A 19843-nucleotide genomic window follows, 5' to 3' on the forward strand; every position below is an offset into this window, starting at 1 on the left:
ATTATTGTAATTATTAATTCAATTAAGCTTGGTGGAATTGGCTGCGCCTCTAATATTACAATTATCAGTCCTAGGCAAGAAACGAAAGCGCAAAGACATATACAAAACAATGCAATACGTAGTGAGATTTTGTCCATTAGTCTTTCCTGTTCTGGAATGTAATTTTGGAGACCCAATCGAGAATTTGAGCTATTTGTTCCCCTTGGAATTTCACCTGTTGAGCTTGCAATTTCATTTGCTGCGCCATGTGTTCCCGTTGCTTGACTGCTTCCTTTATCTCTATTTCCCTTAATCGAATTTCTTCTAAGTGTTCTTTTCTTTGCTGTTTTCTGGCTTGCCAGAAACTTATCGACAACCCAAGAAAAGCGACGATTAGCCCAAGGGAAGCAATTACGGTGGTAGCAATATCTGCCTTGATTAGGTCAACGAGCTTCTGCATTTTGAAGGGTCAGGTATTCTTTTACAACCACTGTTGTGTTAATGAAAAGTAGGGCCGCTGTAGGTACTGACTTCACCAGTTCTTCATCTATCTGAAGAAATCTCGGAGGTGTTGAGCAAAGAGCTCCATTCCATGTAAATGGGTAGTATTTGTCTTTCCCGCCGTCATAGACTCCCCATCTTCTTAGTCCAAACGGCTTGGCTTGCCAGTGCACCAAGCAAAAACTGCCTGCGAGGTGGAACTTGTCAATTATTGGATTGAAGTCCATCTTTAGCTCGAAGTCTGGGAGGTGTGGGTATGTTAGTTTTACCCGCCCTTTCTCTGTTTCTGCAACTACAATTGGTTTCATTTTTCTTGCTGACCATATTGATTCAATGATGGCGAAATACGGATTTCGCCATCATTGAATTGGGAAGTGCTACGCGACTGGTTGTTCAGTCTGTCCTGTTTGTACTGGAGCATCAATCTGCTCGCCGACCTGATTGACTAGGTTTTCTAAAGCCATGATGGCTTCGTTAAGCGAGGCTTCGTTTTGCCCAGAACCCCCGGTTCTTTCGTCCACTTGTTTCGTGTAATTGAAGTTGGCAGAAATTGCGGCTAAAATTACCCGTGCGAATCTTGGTTCCATTGGTTTAACTGGGTTTGATTGTTTGCTTGACTGGCTATCAAACGTATCTTTGACGTTGACTAGCTTCGTTTATTTTAAGGTATTTGTTGTGGATTGTCCACTAGGTTTTCAAGTTGTTCGGTGATGTCTTCTAACTGCCCAATAATATCATCAAAACCTGGGCTGCTATCGTCACTTACAGCGATGATTCGACAGTGGAATCCTGTCGAAGGGTTTATCAATAGGCGCATCGAAAACAGGTCGTTCCGATATCGAAAACTTGGAATCCGAATGAAGTCGATTGTGTTTATAGAGCCCTGAAAAGCACACAGTCTTTCAATCAATGGTGCTTCTTGTATTCGAGAAAATAAAGCTACCGCTACCTCGACGAATTCCCCTGTTTTCACATATTCACCCGTGTCATCGGACTGGAACACCAAGAACAATGTGTTCGGCGGAAACCAGTCCGTGTAAACCGGAGTAGCGGTGATGATTTGCGTGTCTATAATAACAGTAAGTGCAGGCATTTAGCCATAGTTTTCGCCGTGATAGGTCAAGCTCAAAGGGGATTTTGGTGATAAGAATGTGCTAGTAGAAGTATAATCGTACACCTCTTTTATTTGTTCGATTTGATTGTTGTCCCCTGGCGCGTAAGGGACGACAATCTTAAAGTTACTCTCGCCAGTCTTGTTGTCAGGTGAGCCGAAACACGCGGAGATATGACGCGGTTCCGCATTGCTAAGACGGTCAATCGTTGGGTTGTTGGTTGCCACTTGACGGGCTAAGAGTGACGGTGTTACGGGAGTTAATTCGTCGCCATTCTCATCGTAGTATTGCCTTTGGTTAATTAAAGCGTCCTCTAAGTTGTCCTGAGTGTATCTAATCTTTAAATCTCTACCCCTGACCGTTCTGCGCGTCTTAATCTTGCTGGCGCTACTCACTCAGTCTCAACACCTACGATACAGACGTTTTCCACGCCGGACATCTCAGTATCATCCAAGAAATCGACGGCGGATTCGGCATCGTCAAACGACAGCAAATCGCACAAATCCGGCTCAATAGTGTTAGTTTTAGCTTCACGCAAATCTATCCAGTTAATAGAATTGCCCGACGCGCGCCGGACGGATTGATTCGCCCCAAAAAAGGAAATGATACCATCCGAATTGCATTCGGTTTTGAGTATGATAAATCTCATAAGTCCCTCAAGTTTAATTGAATGCGTTCTCCAATATTTTTATTGGTGACAATTTCTGGATTTTGGTTTATCTCATTCCAGAAATCAAGCCATTCCGGGGTTCCGGGTTGAAATGGATATTGGATTTTGTGTCCCTCCCCCGAAGCATCCCAGAGTAGCGCTTCCCTTGGTCGAACTGTTCGTGGCAAAGCGCAAAATCCTGCGCTTTGTGAAGAGTTGCTTTTGAATATTTCGGGCAAAAAAGCCTCTTTCGCGAGTACCGATAACGATGCGAAAAAATAAGTTTTGCCCGTGTCCGTGACGTAATTTGCCCGGTACAGCATTACGGAGTAGCAGCAGGGAGAGCAGCGGGATTTTTAGAGGAAAATCGCTTGTCCCACTCCCCTCTGTATCCCAGGCACATTGTGTGCGGCACGGCTCGCAGCGCTAATCCACAAGCCCTAATCAATTCAGGATCGCGACTGCTCATGGGAACGAGCATTTCAGATTTTGCGGCCTTGATCTCTGAAGCCGCACCTGGGGTAGCCCCATCAGCTTTCTCGACAACTCTGCGGTTCTGTAGCATCACTACCCTGAATCGCCTGTGCTCGAAGGTCACTTGTCTGAATCCAGGGCATCTGGCACTTGACGTGTTGATTGGACCACCACTTGCAGTTAAGCAGTTGTTGATTGCTGTTGCGTACTGGGCATAAGGGATATTTCCTGCCAAGTTGGTAGCCATCTTGAAGGCTTTTGAAGCCATTTCAAACGAGCCGTCTGTTTCGTAGTTCATGCTACCCACATACGACGTTTCCTTCTCGCCTGCGTCGGTGTCCGTTATGGGTAGTGGCACAGGAGGCAACACGCTTGATGTGGGATCTAGTAAATCGATGATATTCCGCCAAGTCTCACCTTCAAGTGATACGCAAATAACCCGAGCAATTTGATTTAATTGGCCTGCAATAGTAGCCGACGCTGCTACTAAGTTAGTTTTGCTGGGAACAGGGATACTCACTGTTTTCCCCGCTTCAAACCAAAACTTAAGTTTTCTCGGGCTCCACGAGTATCCCTCTTCGTCTTCGCAGGGCACCCCCCTGGTATTGATCACGGTTCCGCCGACGGCGGCAATGATCGCATTAATCATTGCATCAGTGGTGCCGTCCGGTATCTTGAACGTGTATTTGTAATTAAAAGTTTGAGTCGCCGTACCCCAGTCAGGAAGATAATTGTTTCCCCGGAAGGTAATGCCTTCAGGCCTTGCCATCGTTAGACCTCACTTGCTAATTCAAGTGCAACTGGCATCAGATCGAAGGCCAGATTGTACGACTGCCTTAACGTGCCAGGGGCTACATTAAGCCCGGAAGCGATCGACGGATTAGGCTTTGTAACCGTCGCTTTGGTAGGCCGCGCTGTTGGTGCTAGAGCCGTTAATACTGAGTGAGTGCGATCGACAATTTGCCGAATCACCTCCATCCCGTTACCTGTAGTGGCATTTGCCTCAGCCTCTGAGAGGCCGGGGAGAGATGTGAGAGGAATACGGATTTCGCCAGCGGCCGTGTCGAATGTATATCCAGCGAAAATCTCGTTCGGTGCAATTTGCATAAATCGAAAGTCGAAGCGATCTGTTGACTCTTTAAGCCTAGCGAAAAGCGCCGTTTATGTCCGTTTTCTGAAGCAAAAACGACTCGTCGGGTTTAAAGGTAAAAACACTCGACGACCAGTTCGCGATGCTAGCTTCAGACGTTGATATGTAATAGGACAACATGCCATAATTATTTAAATATTTATTTATTGTAGGCAGCCCTTATGCAGTCAACCTTGATGACGGTAAAGATAACGAGCGACCTTCTGCTCAAGCTCAAACAGCGAGCTCTGAACGAAAAAAAGAAGATGTGGGAAGTCGTGGCAGACGCTTTAAATAAATATTTAAATACATAAATATTTTTATAAATATCAATTTATGTTACCTGTCGGTTGATCGGCAGGTATTTTTTTTATCGTGTATAGATGCAAAAAGAAAACAAAAGGCGCGCTCGAACTTATCCCAGCACTTTTTATGCGGGTGCCGGGGCGCAAGCAAATCCGCCCTCTTGTATTTCGCTTCGGAATTATTGCGCCAAGTATTTTTTGAGCAAGCCTCAGGTTTTGCGATTGCTCAAGAAAAAAGAGTTGTGCGCCGTAAGTTTCAAAAAAAAGCTTTTTATCGTTGATAAACCACCGGAGGAATAATGGGAGCAATTTACAATTTAAACCCCACACAGTCTCAGCAGCAGCCCCCCCTATCTCGAAATGCAAAAACCCCCGTTGCTGTCAGTGTTACTACAACAGCATCGGTTGCGCTTGCTGCTAATGCTAACAGAGCGGGTTTCTCTTTTTATAATGCAGGTCCCGCCACCATTTTTATGCGCGAGGGTTCGACAGTAACCCCTCTCCTTTATGGACAGCCAGTGCCTGCCGGGTATCACTATGATAGTGAGCCAAGTGCTTTTCGCTATACGGGGGCTGTGAGCTTGGTTACGGCGTCTGGGACGGCAAGTGTGATGATGAGCGAGGCCACTGTTTAATGGGGACAATTACTAACTTAAATAGTGGTGTAGCAGGTCTTCAATTTAAAGTTGTAAATACAACTATTCCTGCTACGGCGTCGGGTCAGACGGGTGTCGATCTCAGTCCGATTTTTGGCGCTGGCTTCGATTATTCGAGAATCAGGGCTGTAAGTGCAGTCGCTACTACGGGGCCTCTCCGTGTTTTTCCTGGAGGCATTGGTTTGCCAGGGCATAGTTACTTCCTGTCAGTATCGAATACTTTTCTTCTTGTTCGCACAACGACTGATTCTGCGTCGATCCTGAAGATACCAGTAAGAGTTATTATTTGGTATGAATAATCATGCCTTCTGAACCTTTATTCACAAACTTTTTCGGCGCCGGCGCAACCCAAACCGCCACCCAAGTCATTATCCTAAAAAATGATTTAGTTGCACCAGTCGGGCTGACCCCTAGCTATGATTTTACTCCTACTGTAAGCAACCGCAGTGAACAATTAGCTCTCACGTTGATTCTGCGGTGGCTGCGAAATCAAGACCAAAGTACGGATTCTCAATTTGTTATTAAGCCATTTGAACAAACCCTAGAATTTCGATTCAACAAATGGCAGCGAAGGTATGTTAGTGAGATTGAGGTATTCCAGGATGATACTGTTTCCACATTCCCTAATCCCAATTTAATTTAGTATGGCGATCGATAAACCTCTTACTTCATTCTTCGGCGCTACGGCGACTCAAACAGCGACGACTGTAACCTTCACCAAGGCTGACTTGCGAAGCTTGCGGACTCCGCCAGCTTTTACCGCCCTAGCACCTCTCTTGATTAACACCGGCGAGAGTTTGGTTACAGCCATCTTGTTGCGCTCATGGGAAGAGCAAGATACTAGCCAGGATTCTCAACTGTCAATATTTGGACCAGAGGTTTCGCTGGTGGAAGTTGTCTCAGATGGCGTCGCGAAGCCTTTCGAGCAGTACGTTTTTCAAGTTCGGATTTTAGTGCCGCGAGGCGTGGCAATGCCGAATCCGAACTCTATTTAGTTTAAGTGAATGACAGGTGAAAATTATGGCAGCAGGCTCTCAACCAGTTTACGGTCAATTTGACTCTGCTAGCGGTGGCTACACGGCAATTGGTGGACCTCAATTGCAGTCATATCAGGTTATCGGCACAGTTACCGCAGGACCTCCGATTATTACAGATCCAAAAACAGGAAAACCATATCCTCCGAATTATGTCCCCGATGAACAAGCTCCGGGAACTCATGAGATGTGGACTCCAGGTTCTTCTCTTGCTGAGGCTAAAAAATTGCAGGTTGCTCGATTACAGGAATTTACTCGATCGGCTATTGAGTCCGCAGTTCGCCCTCTAGAAGAAAAGCTCGTGGGACAGCTTGAAAAAGGAGTAGATCAGTATGGACAAGCTGTTCAGAATCTAGGTTCTCAATTTGGCAAAGACCCCGGGAAAGCTGTCAGTAACTTGCTAGGTGGCGGCGCCGCTCAGTTAGCTGGAGGTGCGACGAAAATTGGAAGCCAGGCAATTCAGTCCGGTCAACAACTTGCAGGACAAGCCCTGAAAAGTGGCCAGCAACTTGCAGGACAAGTTTCCGCATCTTTTGGTGGCGGGACGCCTCAGGCAAAGTTTAATAGTGGCAGTGGCGGTGGGATGACTTCGGCACTTGTTTCCAAGGCTCCTGAACGGGCACTTACTGGCGGGACTGGGCCGGTATTTACTAGCGGAGCTAGGAGGAATTAAATGGCGATCGATATGCCCGATCGCCTTTCTCAAATTGCAGCCAGAATCACTCCGGCAACTAGCAATCAGGAAGCGATTTTATATACCCCAAGCAACGCATCTGTACTCGGAACAAACATCAATTACCAAGGGCATATGGCGGTGATTCGAGTAGCCTGCTATCTCGATTCAGTACCTCCAACTTTTGCGCCGATGATCCTTGCTACCGATACGCTGGCACAGAAAGAGCAAAAGAATCAGATGTTTCGTGCAAATCCCAAAAAAGGGCTGCTTGTTTCCTTACAAAATCCAAGCGGTCAAAACTTTGAAGTGGGAATGATTGACCTCTACAATGTGAAGCCAATTTTTCTTACTGGGATTAACGAATTTTTCACTGATTTAGAATTCTACGGTATTAGGTTCGGTTGGAGAATCCATGCAATGGTAGTCGATCGAGGGCATGGATTGCTCCAAAATAATACCGGCGGACAGCAGAATGACTGGGTATCGATTACCGGATACGTCGTAGAGAAGTCGAGTTTTTTGCAAGACCACAACAATATTGTTTATAACTATGTTGTATGAATTGTTGTAATAATCTTAACCGAGGTGTTGGTGTCCCGTCTGTTTCTGTTGGCGAGCGTCCAATAGAACGCTTGACGGATGATTTTCCTACGACAGTTACTGTTTCGACATCCTCAACAACTCTTTTGACTGCAAATCCTAACAGAAGGATAATTAAGATTTATTGCTTGTCTTTGACAGTCCCTTCGGCTGAGGTTTGGATCAGATATGGAACTGGTGCGACATTGCTTGATTCTTCGCATCCTTTACTTTTTAAGAATTTACTGATTGTTGATTCTGGTCAGGCTGCAAATGCAATTTCTGCTATTTGCTCGGCTGGTACGGCGCAGTTGAGGGTAAGTTCAGCGGAGAGAGTATGAGGAGGCAGGGAAATAGAAATCTTGGGGTTTATGCGCCCCCAACTGGGGGGGATAGTATTCGGCGGTCTACACAGGTCGATCTTGATTTAATGAGTAGACTCAACAATATCCAGTCAGGTAGGGAACTGGGCATTACTCAGGTATTGATAGACCCTAACGAAGGGAGTGTGCAGCGGTCTAGTCAAGTCGGCCTTGACCTGATAAATAGAATCAATAATATTAGTAAGGATTTCGAGGGAATGATTCGTCAGGGATGGGGCGGAAATATTGCCGATCTCACCCCTTTGCTTAATCCCTCTCCTTCTCCTTCTCCTTCTCCTTCTAGTCTGACTTCTTTTCCTTCCCTGCCACTAGGAAGCCTAACTGCAACTCAAATTGATAGGGCAATGGAGTTTAGATCTTGTGGAGATTTTTGCGTTACTTTGTACAATCTCTGGGAGGGGCAATGGTCTACTCAGCGTATTTGCTGGAACTCTTCTGGCTGGGTATCTGACACTTGGAATGATGGAGTCAGACACGACACCTTAAATTCGTGGTACGGATCTTTCTACTGGAACAGCACTGGAATGCCTGAAGATTATTTCATTGTAGATACAAATACTAGATTGCTGTGTTTTCCCCAGATCTCTTCCGTTCCCCCTTCGACTTTGCCACCTAAATATTTCGACGGCTCCGACGTTGATTCGGTTATGGCTTTATGGTAAATCCCTGCCCTAACGGATTTTGTGTAAACTGGCATTATAACGATCCTTATGACGGCGTCCAAGGCAGGGTAGAGCCTATGTGTTACTGCGGTCGTCCCGTCGACGAAGTTAGGTTTCGTCCTGATGGAACTGTGTTTGATTTCCCCACTGGCAAAATAGAATGGGGATGGGAGTTTGGCTACATAGAACGAGTCCATGAGGGCGATAGCTACACGAGCTTGGGTGAATGTCAGCGGGCCTACCAAGATTGGGCAAGCTCTACCGACGATTATTTCACGATCGACCCTGATACTAGAATTCGCTGTTTTTCCCCTTCCGCTCCTACCCCCCCTCCTTCTCTTATTCTCCGCGGTACTGCTTCACCCCCTCCCCCCCCTCCTAGAAAAATGTGCGGATGCGACTGTAACACTATTGCTTCGATAATTGCCGAACACATGGCAGAAAAGCAAAGACTGCTTGACGCTATTAAAGGGCACATTGATAGCCGAGCTGTCGAGCAATTGCAACATATTAATAAAATGCTTCAAGATATTGATATGGATCTCGATTTGCAGCCCGTAATTGACGAAGTTAAACGGGTTGAGAAAAACCTTTGGAATGGAATTAATGGAGTATAAATGCCAGCACCACTCGCTTTCATTCCGCTAGCAATTAAGCTCGGTGTCGGTGCTGCTAAGGCGGCTACTGCAACTAAGGTGGCGACTGCCGCCGGTGTGGGAGCGAAAGTCGGCCTTGGGGTGCTCCCGCTGACGGCGGCACCGATCGTCCCTGTAGCGAAAGTTGTCGCCACGGGGGCGGCCGCTGCCAAAGTATCTGTTGTCACCGGTGCTGTACCGCTTGGCTTGAAAAGTGCGGCTGTAACAGGCATGACGGCCAAAGTGTCCGCTGGACTTGGTAGTGGAAAAATTGGACAGGTGCTCGGCATCGCTGCCTTAAAAGGCGTCGCGGCGGTTCAAGTAGACCAAGCTTTGAAGGGAGATCAGAAACCTAAAGTTGCCACGCGCGCACCGATCGGCGACCCCAGGCAAGCAAATCGAACTCAAACTCAGCCTCAAACGCGATCGCCGATCAGCGACCCCAGACAAGCGAATCGAACTCAACCCCAGCCTCAAACTATTGGAAGGGCAGATCCTTTCGCGCCGATCGCCCCTGAGTTTGATGAGCCTACGATTGGGTCGCGATCGCCGAAAATGTCTCCCATCAAGGGCCTCGATACAACACCCGCAGGAGCGCTGAGTATTCCCGGTGGCAAAGCAGGAGGCCGGATAAACTTAGGTGCGATCGACTCTTCTAGGCAAGGACTGTCTACACCTACATCTCTCGATCAGGTCGAGAAAGGTGGGATTAATTTATTGACTCCAATTGTTGACTTTCTGAAGGGATTAGATTTAGATATCCAAGAATTAAAAAATCCAGATTTTAGCCCATTGTTGGAACAAATCCAGCAAATGATTAATCCAATATCAGAACAGGTAAAGGAACTACCTAAAACTATTTTGTCTGGAATCACCGAACTGCTTAATCCTATTGTCGGCTTGATTACTACCACGTTAGAAGGAGTAATCAAAATTCCTCAGTTGAATGCTGATGCTATGATTGAGACAATAGCTCCCCTGCTTTTAGGTCTTCTGATTCTAGAATCGCTTTTTGAAAATCTGACAGACACTATTAAGGGGTTAAACCTAAAAATGCAGGTAGAAATTCCGCAGGGCTTAGCAATGCAAGTGGAGGTTCCGCAGGGGCTGGCGATGCAAATGGAAGTTCCGCAGGGGCTGGCGATGCAAATGGAGGTTCCTCAAGGCTTGGCGATGCAAATGGAGGTTCCTCAAGGCTTGGCGATGCAAGTAGAAGTTCCCCAAGGCTTGGCGATGCAAGTAGAAGTTCCCCAAGGCTTAGCGATGCAAGTGGAAGTTCCGCAGACTTTGACTGTGGCGACAGACTTACCTAATCCGGACATTGAAACTAAGTTGAAGAAGCTTCAGAAAACGGCGGAGGAGACTAAGAAAGAATTAGAAAAATGCTGCAAAGATATTGCCGACAAGTTGAAGAAGAAGAAAAAAGAAGATGATGACAGGTTCCCAGAATTCAAAAACTCGGGTTCCATCGAATGCGACGGCGTGACGATTCCTTACAGTTATTCTGGCCCGGGTTTGGTAGGGCTGCACAAACAGTTAGATGTGATTCTAGGTGTCAATAAGATGGCACTCAAGAAAATTTGCGATATAGAATATTCGGCGTCGTTTCCTGATATTTTTGGTGGCGGAACTTACGCCTGTGGTAGCACTGTTTTTAATTATGATTATTCCGGCGCTGGCTTGCTTGGATTGAGCGACCAAGTTGAAGAGTTGACGGCGCTAAATAAAAAAATACTGGCGGAGGTTTGCGGCGACGATATTGACATTGCTGGCGAAATTGATTTTGTGGATTGCAATGGCGGTACACAGGTTTTGCTTTATAACGGCGATGGGATTGCCGGCTTGTCGAGCCAAATTTCAGCGTTTACCGAGCTGCAAAAATTGTCTTACGCCAAAGCCTGCGAGCCTCCGACTTGCTACCCAGTCCAGCCCGGGGATGAATTCGCAGAGTTTGACGTACCGAGGCAATTGGTGCTCACTTGGGGGCAAAATTATCCCAAGCAAACCGGCAGTTTGTGGCACACTCAAATCCCGAATCCCCGCGAGGATTTGGAATGGTGCCGCGATTTCGACAACTTGATTTACACAAAGGGGAATGTCTACGGCCGACTACTTTGGGGCTCTTCCAAAATCAAATCTGGTGTGCGTGCCGAGACAGAGGAAGAGGCGGAAAGGATTCTAGATTTGATAGATGGTTTGTCTGTTTCCGAAGGTAAGCTGCGGATAACAAAAGGCGGCGCGGTCAAACTAAATCCGGCAGTTCGATCGGTGCGCTGTGTTCGCGCTGCGATCGCACAGCTCGGCACGAATGGGGTTGCTGAGACAGTAAAATGCTTCGTTCCGCCGATCGAGGGGTGCTAATTGGACAAGGGAAAGTGTCCCAAAAATGGGACGTTTTTTGCTTACTGTTGAGCCATGATCATTTTTGCTTTTCCTTGTTCCGGTTTTTTTGTTGAGTTTTTTCGCGCAGCCGACTTTGCTCTTCCCCGGATAAACTTTGCTGTTTCTTAGCTCTTAGACAAATACATAAAGGAAACTTATCCTCTAAAAAGTCCTGCGAAATTTTTTCAAACAATAAGTCACCCTTATCTATTTGCCCTTGAATTTGGGCTCGCCGCCGTCTGGCCGATACCAGGCGATGATCCAATAGATAAACATTGCAATGAGGTTTCCACCAGTCGCCATGCATGGAAAATAAGCCATCTTCCATGCACAACGCCGACGGCATCTTTTTGAGATGTGGCAGCTTCTCTACCAGTTGCTTTTTCACGATTGGTGGTAATTCCTGGCGATATCCTCGCACCGGTGCTGCTACCAATCGGTAACTATTTGAAAGGTGGCGACTAACAGTCGATTGACTAATTCCTCGAAAATTAGCGATCGCCTCCTGACTCCCACCATAGAATCGAAAATCCGAATTGCAATAAATGAACCGATCGCCCTTTCCCAGTACCCGCGCCGGATAATCGCAGGTGTGCAGGTCGATCGGTTTCAGGATTTGACTCGGAATTTGCCCAGGATCTAAACCCTGAGCTTTTATTTGCTCGATCTCTTCCTGCCACTGACGGTGGAGAGATGCTCGTTGCAAATTCTGGGCTTCCACTTCTGTAGCGAGTATGTGGATGTTAGCCAAATCATCAATATTTATGGCGGCGATCGGGCCGAGTTTCTCTATCCCGGTGAGAGCGATCGCTTTTTCCAAGCTTGCATAATAAACTGTGACCCAGTTCCCCGACTGCGAATAGTCACGAATCAATCCCGATCTTTTCGCGACGCACAGTAACTTCCTGATATGTCCCTGGCTGCGATCCAAAATTTTACTCGCCGCTGCCAGCGAAAATTTCCCGATTCCCGATCCTTTGGATTTTCCGCCGTGGCTCCAACGCGAAATATCGAAGCGACGCGCGAGCAGCCAGACGCTTAGTTTGCGGCCAAAATGCGGGAATAATCGTGCCGGGAAGCGCACCAAATCTAGCTCCTTGTCGCTGACATACTCGCTATGCCAGTTTTCACAAAGTTCGATCAACCATTCCGGGGCTTGCACCGGGGGCGATTGCAGCGGGCTGTTGATCCATTCATAGGGTTTACCTGTTGATGGGTGAATGCTTGGTGGCAGAACGCTTTGATGTCCACCACCCCAGCGAAATTCCAAACATTCCTCTTTACCATCATCGCCCGACACTCCGGTTAGTATTTTTCGATACTTGATGCGGTCCCAGTCAGCTTCGGGTACTAAAAATAAGCACTGTTTTCTACCAGGGCGGCCACTTGTCCATGCCGTCGTCCGAGAGAAATCTGCGAGGCTGTTTTCTCCGGCTAGTTTTTTTAGTAATTTATCTGCTGATTCGCCGTCGATATCGATTGCCAGGAGTCCATGCCCTAGTTTTAATCCGACACCTGTAGCTTTGCCAGCTTGCAGTTCGGTGAGGATTTCTAGGCGGTTAAGTTGACTGGAAGTCCACCCTTTTTGATAGGGGCGTTTGCCTTGAACTGGTACGAGTGGCCAATGTTCGGGGAGTGATAGTAGTGTTGGTAAAACTTGGAGCATTGACTATGATTCCACTATGAGGCTTTTTAGTGGATAATGTTCGGTTGATCGTTTCTCTTCCCCTTCATCCCGGAACCAATTCACCCAAACTAAGGGCATCCCGCCTGCCGATAACTCGAATCCTGTAATTGTTCCTTTTGACTCTGGGTGAAATCGCTTTGTTACAAGTTGTCCTATTCTCAAATCTCGAAAATCTATCAATTCTTGAAGCGAGTTTCTCAACCTTTGTAAATTGTTCTTCGTAATAGCGGCTATCTCTCTTTTCGTGAGCTTTGCGCTGTGATGTTGGTATTCCTTTCTGTCGATAATGTTGTAAATCTTCTCCTCCTCAGCCGAAATAGCAATCAAAAGTGCCTGTGGGAATGATTCGACTTCTAGATTCAAATCTAGTGAAAGTTGACCGGGACAAAATGTTTCGACTTGATTGATAACTTCCTTCGCCCACTTGATGATTTCGTCTTCGTTTTCTGACTCGATGTTCAAGGAGTGTGTGTCGCAACAGAAAGCACCTTTTTCGGGATGATTTAAATCCACATAACTAAATCCTCCATTTGGATCGAGGTAGATTTTCCAGCCTCGATACTCTTCTGTGCAGTTGTCAGTGTAGTGATAATTGGGGGTGAAGTTGTTTGAGGTTAATATTGATTTCCAATCGGCGTCTGCTGTGTCCCCTGGCGCTAAGTTGTCGGTCGTATTTTCTACTAAGAATTCGGTGTGCGTTGCGGTGTCCGAGACTGAATCTGTGGAAGCTGCATTTTCTACTAAGAATTCGGTGTGCGCTGCGGTGTCCGCGACTGAATCTGTGGAAGCTGCATTTTCTACTAAGAATTTGGTGTGCGCTGCGGTGTCCGCGAGAAATGCAGCTTCCACATTTCTCATTGTCTGAATTGTTAATTCTGCCTCTGCCAATTGTTCCCGCAGCCGCTGGTTTTCCTCTGTTAATAAAGATGTGTTACCGCCGGCAGGTGTGGACAGAAACTCGAAGTGCAGCACCCAGACTAACTTGTCCTGCCCCTCGAAATATGTGTCAATAAATTCTTGTGCTGTCGCAACCATGCCACCTTCTTCTTGCAGGTCGATGGGTGACATTTCTGACAGATACTGTTGGTATGGGCGCTGAGTAAGCTTAATAAATCCCAGTTCGTACCCCCCACGGTGGCGGCCCTTATTTAGTGCTGGGATGGCAATATTTTTGTCGAAATATCTAATGAAGTTTTTGGCGTAATCATCTTGCCACGCACGCCGAGTTTGCGTTTTTTTGCCGGAAGTCAACTCGTTTATTGTCAAGGCAAAGCTTATTCCCATGGCCTTGGGCTTGGACGCTTGGGGAAATAATTGATTCAGACTGGCTATCAAATCAGCAGCGAATTCCTTACCTTCATCCTCTGGGAGCTCGATCGCCTGCGCGAGTGCTAGTGTCTTCAATCGTGCCGGATTTGTAAGGCTTTCGAGTAAATCGCCCGCGAATTTATCTTCCCATTCCCTCATGAATTCAGTTGGGCTTTGTTCGTGGGAGTGAGGTTTTAGAGCTAAGCCCTGTGGCCATGTATCGCTGTATATTGTGTCTTCTTGCGGGAAATAATAATATCTGTTTTTCCCGGCTTCCCACACCAATTCCGATTCCCAGTTAGCCTCTTCTTGTTCGCGTCGAATCAACTCCATCTCTGCATAGGCGATAGTAAATAGCTCATCTTCCCCGTCCACTGTGACAAGTGCTTGGCATTCATCTTTCCATTTGTGAATAATTCCTTTTTTGCCTTCTAGCCCCTTGGCAAAAATCAACACTCTATCGCCCTTGCTGGCAGTGATTTCGTTCAGTGGAGTGGTAGGCTTTTCCGCTTTCGTTAGTATTCTCAGGTCACTGGCGCCAAGTGGTTTTGGGTAGACTCCTCCGCTGTAAAGTGCGACGTGAATCTTGCCTAATTTGTCTACTTTTTTGACTAATCCTCTGTCGCTTTTTACGTCTTTTGTCTCGACTATCTCGACTGGCACGCCCTTCGTAAAGCCTAAGCTTTGAATTGCGGCTTTGTAATCCTGACTGCGCTTACCGGATATCTCAAATACTGCTATTTCTAAATGTTTTTTAGTAGCCTTTTTACCTTCCGCTGCCGCTAAATTTTTTGCATATTCGATCGCTTTAAGTTTATTGCCGATATCTGGAATTTCTTTTAGGGGGCGAAGGCAAGCGCTGGGGATATTTAAGGTGATCGGTTCGTCGTATTGTTTGGCAATTTCAGCCTCTAATCGTGCTACTACTTTCGCGTCCTCAATCAATCTGTAAGCACTGGAACTTGACTTGCCAAATTCAGTTTTGCAGTAGCTTTCAAAGGTTCTGTACCCGAGGGCTTTGTAGGCTTTTCGATCTCTTGCTTCTATGAGCATTGAACCCAGGCTGTCAAAGTTACCCTTGATATCCTGCGTGATTGAATCTGCCTCTGCTCTCCCCATTTCGGTGATGCGTGCTGGTCGATCGACAGTTGTAATTGTCATGTTAAAGCCTCCATTTTATCGATAATTCATCTGTCTGGACGATTAAAGGATGCCTCTTTAATGCCCAGCGACTTGATATCCAGCCCCATGAACGTATTTTTCTTGTCCCTGATATAACCCATCTGACAAATAGGAAATCCCCACAAATTTCCTCTATAAATCCTATCTTTTTTGTTTTATTGACCAGCATTGATACTGATTCGCCGACGGCAAATACTGTTCCAGTCGTCATACTTCCTCTTGTGAATCGGATCGTCCTCTGTTGCTGTTAGTCGATCTTGATTTTGTACAAATAGTAGATATCTTCTTCTAGTTGTTCCATTGGTTATGGGTTGTTGGTTATTAGTAATTAGGAAAGGCGATCGCACCGACTAGAGCGCGATCGCACGCCATGCTGTTTGGCACTACGCTTCAAGTTCAAAGTCATCTTGCAGAATATCCCCGGCTAATTCGGCCAGTGCCGACGGGGAAAGGGCTTTCAATAATTCCATTGCTTCCGCGACAGGTGTCGCAAATTCGCCGTGACGCGGCTTGATTTCTATCAATTGCGCGGAGGTTTGGTCGATGCTGTGATAGGCGGCTAAGCCCACTGCCATTCTTTCGTTCCAGGCGAGCTTTTCTAGCGTGAGAAAAAGTAAGCCGAGAGTGGTTCTATCTCGCACAAGGATCTTGACCAATTCGTCGTCTATGTCGTAGGTGCTTTTGAAAGTGTCTAGTGGGTTGACTTGACTCATTTGATTTCCCATACGTCTCCGAAATTTGTTACTTTTCCTGCTGCCTGTAACTCGCGTAGGCGGCACATGGTTGTTCCTGTGGAGTAGAATCCGGGCATCTTGAGAGAGATTTTGTAGGCTGTTTTAGGGCCGTCTTTGAGGATTTCTAAGATGTCCTTTCTTCTGATTTCGTTGATTGCTATGTGGTTGGCGATGCTTCGTCCTGTGTTCATGGGTTTTCGATAGTGGGGATGTGTAAAACCAGGTGTACTTTGAGTCTCCAGACGATCGCCCGAAACGTTTTGCTTGGAAGGTAAAAAAGGCCCCACGCCTTGAAAAGCCATGAGTCGAATACGGGTTTCATGGCGTTCATGTAGCTTTCTACTAAGTCCAAGTCGGCAAGATCTGCCAGGTCGGGGTGATCTTTTGTGTAGGCTTGCTTCCAGATGTCAAAAGCCTCCCAAGCCTCAGTACGGAAATCGCCTCTGTCAAGATTTAGATAGTCCCAAAACCACATTCCGTACCAATTCCAGTTAGTCGTGTTTGTTGCTGTTTCCATGGGTTAGCTCGTTGATAAAAAAGGCAATCGCACGTCCTGCCGCACGATCGCTAACTTTGTCGGTTGCTAGACTTTGATATTGTCTAAATCTTCCCCGCTTACTTCTTCGTAGTAGGTATCGCAAATTTGATAGAAGTAATGGTCTTTCCACTGGATGATTCGCGGAGGTCTGCGGACGGCTATAGTTACACGTTTTATTGATAAGTCTCTCATTTGGAGCTTGATGTGGAGAGTTGTCTTGACTGTCTCGAATGTGGGTGTGGTCATTATTTGTTCCTGAATAATGGGGAAGGAAAGGCGATCGCACGTCCTGCCGCGCGATCGCCGGCGAATGATAGGAAGGAAGTTTATAGGCAGTCCAGGTATTAGGTCATAGGCATCACCTCTGCTTTTGTGGAATCCCTGCGACCGCTTCCCGGTGGTGGCGGTGTGTCGGGGGTGTTCGTCGCTAATCGCCCACTGAAAATCAGGGCTACTGATACCGCAATGGCACGTGACCCGATCAATAAAATCCGCATTTTCACGGAATTACCCTCTAAAAGGCAGGGTTTGCCTACGTGGAAAGACGTAGGTGAGAGGCTATCTTTGACTTGGTTATGCTGTGAGTTGCCGGAGCCAACCGCTTCTTACCGCCCATGCTGTTCAAGACTTACGGGGCTAGTTGTGAGGCTGCCTGACTGCCGGAAACTCTTATATTTAAGGTAGGCAGGCCAGGATTGTCGTCACGGGCCCACCTACTTTGTTGTTCTACCAACTAGGCAAAGAAATTAGGAATTACTCCTAGTGAATTTGCCTAGTTATTATGCTATGCTAAAGAAACGAAAAAGTCAATCACAACAGGAGCTAATGTCTGTGCCGTTGAAAGCAATAAGAGAAGAACTTGATATGACTCAGGCTCAATTCGCTGTTGCGCTAGGCATAGACACGTCCACTGTTAGCCGATGTGAGCGTGGTCTGAGCGAAATAGCGCTCACACTCTGGCAAGTCAAACGCTTATGTAAGCTGACCGGGAAAACGTTAGATCAACTCCCTGACTACTTAGGTCATGGAAGTCTGTCTAAGTCCGAAAAGCTTGCTTCTCCGGCGTTCGTATGAACCTTGAAAACTAAATAGTTAAGCCTCCCCAGTTAGTGTCTGGGGAGGCTGATATTACCGACTCGGCTATTCACTTCACTTGTTTAGTGTTGTGCCTAGTGCGGGCGAAACGAGTTTAGGAATGTCTGCGTGTTTTGAGAGTGAGGACTGGCAACACCCATTATGTACAGGCGATTTCTGACAATCATCTTTCGGAATGTCATTTTGAGTGGTTTAGACCTATGCTGCAAGTGAACTTCTATTCCTGGGTTTCCATTTAGACCAAAGTGTCTTTGCGCGACGATCGAAAATTGCTCGCCAAAAGCAGTACCTGAATTCCATCTTTTGTTGATGACTTCCGTCATGAGAGTCAGCTTGCGGTCTTGGGCAATAAATTGAGACCCATCAACTGCTGTGTACCCAAAAGTATAAGACTCGCCTTCTTGCTCAATGGAGTACATTGTGCCGTTGGAATCTGTTACTTGTTTGACCTTGTATGGTGGCACCATTATCGAAAAATGACCGTCTTGGTCATAAAAATCGTTCCATCCCTGCTGCCCAGGCTCGGAAGTGGAACTGAAGGACTGCCGGGGTTGCTGGTATATCTGAACCAGTCGAGGCGCTGTCCCTGTGGTAGTTGGTACAAGATACTGCGTCCGACTTCCCGCCAAGTGATTCTCTAGATTCCGCGCCATCCGGCTGAGCTGTTCCGGCCGCCCGATGAAGTAGCCCAACGCTACCCATCCCGCCACCCCTAGCCATTTGCGCCATTCGATTCGTCTCTTGAAGTTCATATTAAAACCCAGGTATTAGTTTCTGGATTTTATAGCGATTTCAGCCACCAGCGGAACCGCGCAACCACGCAAATAACGCAGGTTTACGAAAAATGTCCCAAAAGTGGGACATTTTTCGTGAACCTTTCTCAATCAAGGTTTCGCTCTCTCGGTGGCGGCAATGATTTTTACTGCGGCCGTGGCGAAAATAATCAGGCATTTCCTCGATGCTGAAATAGCAAAAGCTCTGTTTTTCAAGCTCTTGCTCCAGTTTTTTAGCCTTGTCTGAAAAGAATGATTCATACAAAAATGTCCCAAAAATGGGACATTTTTGATAACCAAGCTTATTGACAATTAGATACTGAGGCTCGCTACACGCCTCTCCAGACTTGCGGGTGACACCGCAAGATTAACGCTCTAACCAAGCACACGGGCGATCGCTCTGGGTAGATCCGGCGATCGCCCTTCCTTTTCCAGCTACTGACAATCATACCCTATGCCTAAAATCAAGCTCAAAAAATACGAGCAGGCTCTTGCTCTCCTCCCAGGATGCAAGGGCTTGGATCGGGATCCATCAATCCTTTATGCCAATCTCAAGACTCTCGGTTATCGGTGGAGTGGTAGCGATCGTAAGTGGTTGCTGAAGTGATGCCATGGCAGACCTACCCAACCACCCCCGCTTCTTCGACGACGACAGCGAATACCTCGATCTGGGTTCCGGCGAGCTCGCCGCCAAGCGATACCTGCGGTTGATTTGTTCTGCTGATTATCGATCGAAGCCCTTCGTGGATGATGACCCCGATCGGGAAGGTCTGCCATCGCCTACCAATAACCTCCCATTGCCACCTAATGTAATCACGATCGGCAGGAGAGTTACTCCAGCACTCAGAGTCAAGATTTTAGGTGCGTTAGATTTGTACCCTACAAAGAGTCAAATCAGGATTTATCAGTTATTTGCCGAAATCAAAGCTTGTGGATTTAAGTACGACCACAAGCATAGTATTTGGGAGTTTCGATCTAAATGGAAGAATTCACTACCGAACAAAAACTAAAAATCCGTGACTATTTTGACGACCCCAATTACTCACAACCCCACGGTGAATTTGTCGCAACGCAATTGTTGGCGGCAATGATTGCCTCCGGCAAATACGAACTCGAAGAATACCCTAGGCTCGCCGAAGCCGCTATCAGGTTGACAGCTATCTTGGTGGTTCGATTCGACGACGAAGTGAAGCGTGAGGTGCGAGAAACGACAAACCCAAAACCTTCAGCCTCAGAGAAAGATACGAATTCTGATCCTGACTCTGAGGCTTGTGACCCAATTCCCTTTTAACGAACTGGCGACACCTGCCAGATAAATAAAAGTGGTGTGACAACCCAGAGAGACGGGTTTATTCTCCCTATCTGTCTCT

Annotated in this window: 26 protein-coding genes; 10 read left to right on the plus strand and 16 right to left on the minus strand. The window is 46.8% G+C overall.

What is annotated here, in order from left to right:
* Nucleotides 1-136 precede the first annotated feature (136 nt).
* From JGK07_RS06305 to JGK07_RS06340, 8 genes are all read right to left on the minus strand, one after another.
* The gene (locus JGK07_RS06305) at nt 137-439 is read right to left on the minus strand and encodes a hypothetical protein (RefSeq protein WP_293179392.1); all 303 of its coding nucleotides are present in this window, start codon (nt 437-439) and stop codon (nt 137-139) included.
* A complete protein-coding gene (locus JGK07_RS06310; protein ID WP_293213945.1) occupies nt 423-788 on the minus strand; it encodes a hypothetical protein in 366 nt (121 codons plus the stop codon). The genes JGK07_RS06305 and JGK07_RS06310 overlap by 17 nt, the downstream gene beginning before the upstream one ends.
* A 69-nt stretch (nt 789-857) precedes the next feature.
* Nucleotides 858-1067, minus strand: a complete 210-nt coding sequence (locus tag JGK07_RS06315; RefSeq protein ID WP_293213943.1) for a hypothetical protein — start codon at nt 1065-1067, stop codon at nt 858-860.
* Between the two features lie 74 nt (nt 1068-1141).
* Nucleotides 1142-1573, minus strand: coding sequence for a hypothetical protein (locus JGK07_RS06320; protein ID WP_293223612.1), 432 nt, complete (start codon nt 1571-1573; stop codon nt 1142-1144).
* A complete protein-coding gene (locus JGK07_RS06325; RefSeq protein WP_293179404.1) occupies nt 1574-1987 on the minus strand; it encodes a hypothetical protein in 414 nt (137 codons plus the stop codon). It lies immediately after the preceding gene.
* A complete protein-coding gene (locus JGK07_RS06330) occupies nt 1984-2241 on the minus strand; it encodes a hypothetical protein (protein WP_293179407.1) in 258 nt (85 codons plus the stop codon). The genes JGK07_RS06325 and JGK07_RS06330 overlap by 4 nt, the downstream gene beginning before the upstream one ends.
* A 322-nt stretch (nt 2242-2563) precedes the next feature.
* Nucleotides 2564-3484 carry a hypothetical protein gene (locus JGK07_RS06335; RefSeq protein ID WP_293179411.1) on the minus strand — a complete coding sequence of 307 codons (921 nt, stop codon included), beginning with the start codon at nt 3482-3484 and terminating at the stop codon, nt 2564-2566.
* 2 nt (nt 3485-3486) lie between these two features.
* Nucleotides 3487-3822: a hypothetical protein gene (locus JGK07_RS06340; protein WP_293179414.1), complete on the minus strand. Its 336-nt coding sequence runs from the start codon at nt 3820-3822 to the stop codon at nt 3487-3489.
* A gap of 1284 nt (nt 3823-5106) precedes the next feature.
* On the opposite strand from JGK07_RS06340, the gene JGK07_RS06345 reads away from it, so the two are divergent.
* The 7 genes from JGK07_RS06345 to JGK07_RS06375 all read left to right on the plus strand — a co-directional run bounded on the left by JGK07_RS06345 (nt 5107) and on the right by JGK07_RS06375 (nt 11135).
* Nucleotides 5107-5448 carry a hypothetical protein gene (locus tag JGK07_RS06345; RefSeq protein ID WP_293179417.1) on the plus strand — a complete coding sequence of 114 codons (342 nt, stop codon included), beginning with the start codon at nt 5107-5109 and terminating at the stop codon, nt 5446-5448.
* Nucleotide 5449: 1 nt separating this feature from the next.
* On the plus strand, nt 5450-5800 hold the full coding sequence (locus tag JGK07_RS06350; protein WP_293179420.1) for a hypothetical protein: 351 nt from the start codon (nt 5450-5452) through the stop codon (nt 5798-5800).
* Nucleotides 5801-5825: 25 nt separating this feature from the next.
* Complete coding sequence (locus tag JGK07_RS06355; protein ID WP_293179423.1) at nt 5826-6512, plus strand: hypothetical protein; 687 nt, start codon at nt 5826-5828, stop codon at nt 6510-6512.
* The gene (locus tag JGK07_RS06360; protein ID WP_293179426.1) at nt 6513-7076 is read left to right on the plus strand and encodes a hypothetical protein; all 564 of its coding nucleotides are present in this window, start codon (nt 6513-6515) and stop codon (nt 7074-7076) included.
* A gap of 448 nt (nt 7077-7524) precedes the next feature.
* Nucleotides 7525-8139, plus strand: a complete 615-nt coding sequence (locus JGK07_RS06365) for a hypothetical protein (RefSeq protein WP_293179429.1) — start codon at nt 7525-7527, stop codon at nt 8137-8139.
* Complete coding sequence (locus tag JGK07_RS06370) at nt 8133-8756, plus strand: hypothetical protein (RefSeq protein WP_293274665.1); 624 nt, start codon at nt 8133-8135, stop codon at nt 8754-8756. The genes JGK07_RS06365 and JGK07_RS06370 overlap by 7 nt, the downstream gene beginning before the upstream one ends.
* Nucleotides 8757-11135, plus strand: a complete 2379-nt coding sequence (locus tag JGK07_RS06375) for a hypothetical protein (RefSeq protein ID WP_293179438.1) — start codon at nt 8757-8759, stop codon at nt 11133-11135. It begins immediately after the preceding gene.
* A gap of 58 nt (nt 11136-11193) precedes the next feature.
* On the opposite strand, the gene JGK07_RS06380 is transcribed toward JGK07_RS06375, so the two are convergent.
* The 6 genes from JGK07_RS06380 to JGK07_RS06405 form a co-directional block, all read right to left on the minus strand.
* Entirely contained in the window at nt 11194-12822 is a 1629-nt protein-coding gene (locus tag JGK07_RS06380; protein WP_293179441.1) for a bifunctional DNA primase/polymerase, read from the minus strand.
* A gap of 3 nt (nt 12823-12825) precedes the next feature.
* A complete protein-coding gene (locus JGK07_RS06385; RefSeq protein ID WP_293179444.1) occupies nt 12826-15312 on the minus strand; it encodes a hypothetical protein in 2487 nt (828 codons plus the stop codon).
* 404 nt (nt 15313-15716) lie between these two features.
* Nucleotides 15717-16046, minus strand: coding sequence for a hypothetical protein (locus tag JGK07_RS06390; protein WP_293179447.1), 330 nt, complete (start codon nt 16044-16046; stop codon nt 15717-15719).
* A complete protein-coding gene (locus tag JGK07_RS06395; protein ID WP_293179450.1) occupies nt 16043-16258 on the minus strand; it encodes a hypothetical protein in 216 nt (71 codons plus the stop codon). The genes JGK07_RS06390 and JGK07_RS06395 overlap by 4 nt, the downstream gene beginning before the upstream one ends.
* Nucleotides 16255-16584, minus strand: coding sequence for a hypothetical protein (locus JGK07_RS06400; RefSeq protein ID WP_293179453.1), 330 nt, complete (start codon nt 16582-16584; stop codon nt 16255-16257). The genes JGK07_RS06395 and JGK07_RS06400 overlap by 4 nt, the downstream gene beginning before the upstream one ends.
* Nucleotides 16585-16650: 66 nt before the next feature.
* Complete coding sequence (locus JGK07_RS06405) at nt 16651-16851, minus strand: hypothetical protein (RefSeq protein ID WP_293179456.1); 201 nt, start codon at nt 16849-16851, stop codon at nt 16651-16653.
* A gap of 579 nt (nt 16852-17430) precedes the next feature.
* On the opposite strand from JGK07_RS06405, the gene JGK07_RS33120 reads away from it, so the two are divergent.
* Entirely contained in the window at nt 17431-17679 is a 249-nt protein-coding gene (locus JGK07_RS33120; protein ID WP_366516845.1) for a helix-turn-helix transcriptional regulator, read from the plus strand.
* A 95-nt stretch (nt 17680-17774) separates the two neighbouring features.
* On the opposite strand, the gene JGK07_RS06410 is transcribed toward JGK07_RS33120, so the two are convergent.
* Both JGK07_RS06410 and JGK07_RS06415 read right to left on the minus strand, forming a co-directional pair.
* A complete protein-coding gene (locus JGK07_RS06410) occupies nt 17775-18452 on the minus strand; it encodes a hypothetical protein (RefSeq protein WP_293223621.1) in 678 nt (225 codons plus the stop codon).
* A 40-nt stretch (nt 18453-18492) separates the two neighbouring features.
* Entirely contained in the window at nt 18493-18738 is a 246-nt protein-coding gene (locus JGK07_RS06415) for a hypothetical protein (RefSeq protein WP_293223624.1), read from the minus strand.
* A 346-nt stretch (nt 18739-19084) separates the two neighbouring features.
* On the opposite strand from JGK07_RS06415, the gene JGK07_RS06420 reads away from it, so the two are divergent.
* Nucleotides 19085-19483, plus strand: a complete 399-nt coding sequence (locus JGK07_RS06420) for a hypothetical protein (RefSeq protein ID WP_293223630.1) — start codon at nt 19085-19087, stop codon at nt 19481-19483.
* Entirely contained in the window at nt 19453-19764 is a 312-nt protein-coding gene (locus JGK07_RS06425) for a hypothetical protein (RefSeq protein ID WP_293223633.1), read from the plus strand. The genes JGK07_RS06420 and JGK07_RS06425 overlap by 31 nt, the downstream gene beginning before the upstream one ends.
* The last annotated feature ends 79 nt before the right edge of the window (nt 19765-19843 follow it).

Origin of the sequence: Microcoleus sp. PH2017_24_DOB_U_A (assembly GCF_020738205.1) — a bacterium.
In the GTDB taxonomy this organism is placed as follows: domain Bacteria; phylum Cyanobacteriota; class Cyanobacteriia; order Cyanobacteriales; family Microcoleaceae; genus Microcoleus.